3 protein-coding genes and 2 pseudogenes are annotated in these 3187 nt (G+C 62.1%); 3 read left to right on the top strand and 2 right to left on the bottom strand.

All coding sequences use genetic code 11. The annotated features are described in order from the left end of the window. The coding region (locus IG99_RS52320) for a transposase (protein ID WP_199815739.1) at nucleotides 1-208 on the bottom strand (208 nt) is incomplete at its 3' end. A gap of 75 nt (nucleotides 209-283) precedes the next feature. Here IG99_RS52320 and IG99_RS49420 point away from each other — a divergent pair. Next, a pseudogene (locus IG99_RS49420) lies at nucleotides 284-643 on the top strand (transposase); the annotation flags it as partial. A gap of 90 nt (nucleotides 644-733) precedes the next feature. Here the strand turns inward: IG99_RS49420 and IG99_RS51270 are convergent. Further along, nucleotides 734-901, bottom strand: a pseudogene (locus IG99_RS51270) (transposase); the annotation flags it as partial. 720 nt (nucleotides 902-1621) lie between these two features. On the opposite strand from IG99_RS51270, the gene IG99_RS43150 reads away from it, so the two are divergent. Both IG99_RS43150 and IG99_RS52315 read left to right on the top strand, forming a co-directional pair. Next, nucleotides 1622-2758 carry an amidohydrolase family protein gene (locus tag IG99_RS43150; RefSeq protein WP_051866625.1) on the top strand — a complete coding sequence of 379 codons (1137 nt, stop codon included), beginning with the start codon at nucleotides 1622-1624 and terminating at the stop codon, nucleotides 2756-2758. Nucleotides 2759-3054: 296 nt separating this feature from the next. Continuing rightward, on the top strand, nucleotides 3055-3187 hold a 133-nt coding region (locus tag IG99_RS52315), incomplete at its 3' end, for a transposase (RefSeq protein ID WP_394298088.1).

Below are 3187 nucleotides of genomic sequence, written 5' to 3'. Positions count from 1 at the left end.
CCGCCCGGTGGAGCCGACGCCACAGTCCCGCCCGGGTCCACGCGGTGAACCGGCGATGCGCGGTCGCGGGCGAGACGCCGAACGTCTCCGGCAGATGCCCCCAGGCGCACCCGCTGGTCAGCACATACACGACCGCCGTGAACACGGCCCGCGCGTCACACGAAGCGGTCCCGCCGCCCTGCGGACGGGAGTTGAACGACGGCAGCAACGGTGCGACCAGCTACGGTGTCCTATGTGGTGATCGCTCGCTGGGTTGTTCATGGGGCGGGGTACGTGGAGTTGAATTGTTCCGGACGGGCTGTGGGAGATTGCCGAGTCGCTGATCCCACCGTCGAAGGTGCGGCTACAGCGCGGCGGAACGCAGGACACGCCTGATGAGACGCTGTTCGCGGCGATCATCTACGCGCTGGTCAGCGGTTGTGCCTGGCGGGGTCTGCCGCCGTGTTTCGGGATATAGAAGTCGACCGCGCACCGCCGGTTCCTGATCTGGTCGCGGGCCGGGGTGTGGGGCCGGCCGCACGAGGCGGTGCTGCACCGACTCGATGACGCCGGCCTCATCGACGTCTCGCGCGTGGTCCTCGACTCCGCTCACGTGGGGGCTGGAAATGGGGGCGAACTCAAGGTCCGGGACCCCCTTTTTCGTGTCGATGTGGCTGCCGTCGATCACCGCCCGGGACCAGTCGATCTCGTTTGCCGCGTTCAGCTGGGCAAGCAGGATCCGATGCAGATCGTCGAACACCCCGGCGTTGATCCACCGCTTGATCCGCCGCCAGCACGTTATGCCTGACCTGAAGCCGAGTTCCTGCGGAAGGTCTTCCCAGCCGATCCCGGTATGCAGCACGTACAAGATGCCCTGCAGGCACTGCCGATCCGGCACCGGCCGCGGACCGGGCGCCTTCATCGGGCCACGGCGGAAGCAACGGCTCGAGAAGCTCCCACAACTGATCATTTAGCAGAGCGCGTGAGCCGCTCTTTAACGTTCGTCTCAGGTTCGCTCGGTAGGAAGTAGGCATGCGGATAAGCGATGCAACCCGTATGTAGAAGGCTAGTGATGGCAGTCGACGCAGCACCATCGGGGAAAGCGCAGGGCACCCGCACCACAAACCTCATAGAGTCACGACCGTCTCACTGGACTTGAAATCTTCCGGCAGCCCCTGGACTTCGGGCCCAGTTGCGACGGGCCTTGATTCTCGTGCGGGTGTCGAACGGCGCTCCGGAGAGTACTCCCGTTGGAGTAACGTCGTACCGCCTGTCTCCCGAGAGATGACGACCGCAGTATGACGAAACAGAACGGAATCGGGCCTAGCGTTGGGGCTATGCCGGAACTTGATAGTCCACTGCGGAGGTTCGGGGTGGCCACCAGGGCGCTGGCGACGGCGTTCCCTGTCGCCGCATGCGGGGTCACACGCCGACAACAGTGCGGGGCCCGCCGCGGCCGGCCCGCACAGCGCGCACGCGGACGGTCGTCAGCTCCACCACAGCCGCTGCGCACCGGCGAGCGGTTCCTCGACCTGAGCGCTGCCGCGGTGCGCGAGCAGGACGCGAAGACCCCCTGAAGCATCTCGCAGACGGATGCCGTACGGATACCTCACCACACAAACACCTGAAGAGAGGGACTGACATGAAGCCCATGGGACGCCGCGGCTTTCTCACCGCCAGCACGGCACTTGGCATTGGTGCCGGCTTGTCCACGCACGCCATTCTCTCGGAAGCGAGCGAGAACGACACTTCGGACAAGACTTCGGACATTTTACGGCGGGACCAGGACCTGCCCTTCATCGGCACGGAGGAGACCTTTTCGACTCCCACGTTGTTGAAGCTGAACTCCATCAATCAGGATCACATAGCGTTCCTTGAGGAAATTGGTCTTTCGGATCTAGGCCAACGCCGCATCGGCGATATGGATGCGGGGGGACTCAACGTTCAAATCCTCTCTGCTCATACACCCTCCGTACAAAATACCCCTGGACAGAGGGGCATCGACCTTGCCTATCGTCTTAACCGGCAACTTGTAGACGGGCCAATCGCCAAATATCCGGACCGCTTCAAGGCTTTCGCCACCTTGCCCTTGCAGAGCCCTGAGGCGGCGGCGGACGAACTGGAACGCTCGGTTCGGGAAGATGGATTCTTGGGCGCACTGACCAACGGACACATCGCGAAGAAGTATCTCGATCATCCCGATTTCGAGCCTGTGCTGGCACGTGCCGTTGCTCTCGATGTGCCGATCTACCTGCATCCCGGCTATCCAGCTGACGAGGTCTTCAAGATCTACTACAGCACCACACGGTCTAAATACACGGAAGAGTACCAAGACTACATTTTCAGTGGGTCTGGATATGGCTGGCACCAGGAGGTGCTGACCCAATGCATTCGGATGATCGCGTACGGGGTTTTCGACAGATTCCCCAAACTGAAAATCATCATCGGCCACATGGGCGAAGGTCTTCCCTTCTACTACGAGCGGATCGTCAATGACATGGGCGAGCCGACCAAAGACTCGCTCGAGAAGCCCATCGGGCAATACTTCCAGGACAACTTCTGGGTCACAACCAGCGCATTCCCCCAGACCGAACTGCTCGATCTCCTGCTGAAGTACATAAGCGTGGATCGAGTGATGTTCGCAACCGACTACCCGTTCGCGGACATAAAGGAGCAGACCGACTGGTTCCGCGGAGTCGATTTGCCACGCGAAGACAAGGAAAAGATTGCATTCCGAAATGCAGAGAAATTGTTCGGAATGAAAGTGCCCGTGAAGTGATACGCCAGCGTCGGCCGGAGTGGAAGAATGCTTTGCTGTAAGGCGAGAGTACGGCCGAAGTATGCGATGCGCGGCTGCCCCATAACGCGGTCTCATACAGGCTCTTCTAAGAGGATGTCTCACGTGCTCGTGTGGTGAGCTGCGGCATCATTGCTGCTTGTGGGTGTCGATCTGTCGCAGCGGCTGGTTCCTGACGGTCTGTGGGAGCTGGTCGCACCGTTGCTGCCGTCGTTCAACTCCCGTCCGCAGGGCGGCGGGACCGCTCCGTGTGACGCGCGGGCCGTGTTCACGGCGGTATCGTGTATGTGCTGACCAGCGGGTGCGCCTGGCGGCATCTGCCGGAGACGTTCGGCGTCTCGCCCGCGACCGCGCATCGCCGGTTCACCGCGTGGACCCGGGCGGGACTGTGGCGTCGGCTCCACCGGGCGG

This window comes from Streptomyces griseus subsp. griseus (assembly GCF_000720255.1).
Lineage (GTDB): Bacteria > Actinomycetota > Actinomycetes > Streptomycetales > Streptomycetaceae > Streptomyces > Streptomyces griseus_I.
Note: the sequence above shows the minus strand (reverse complement) of the source record. Positions and strands in the feature narration are given on the sequence as shown.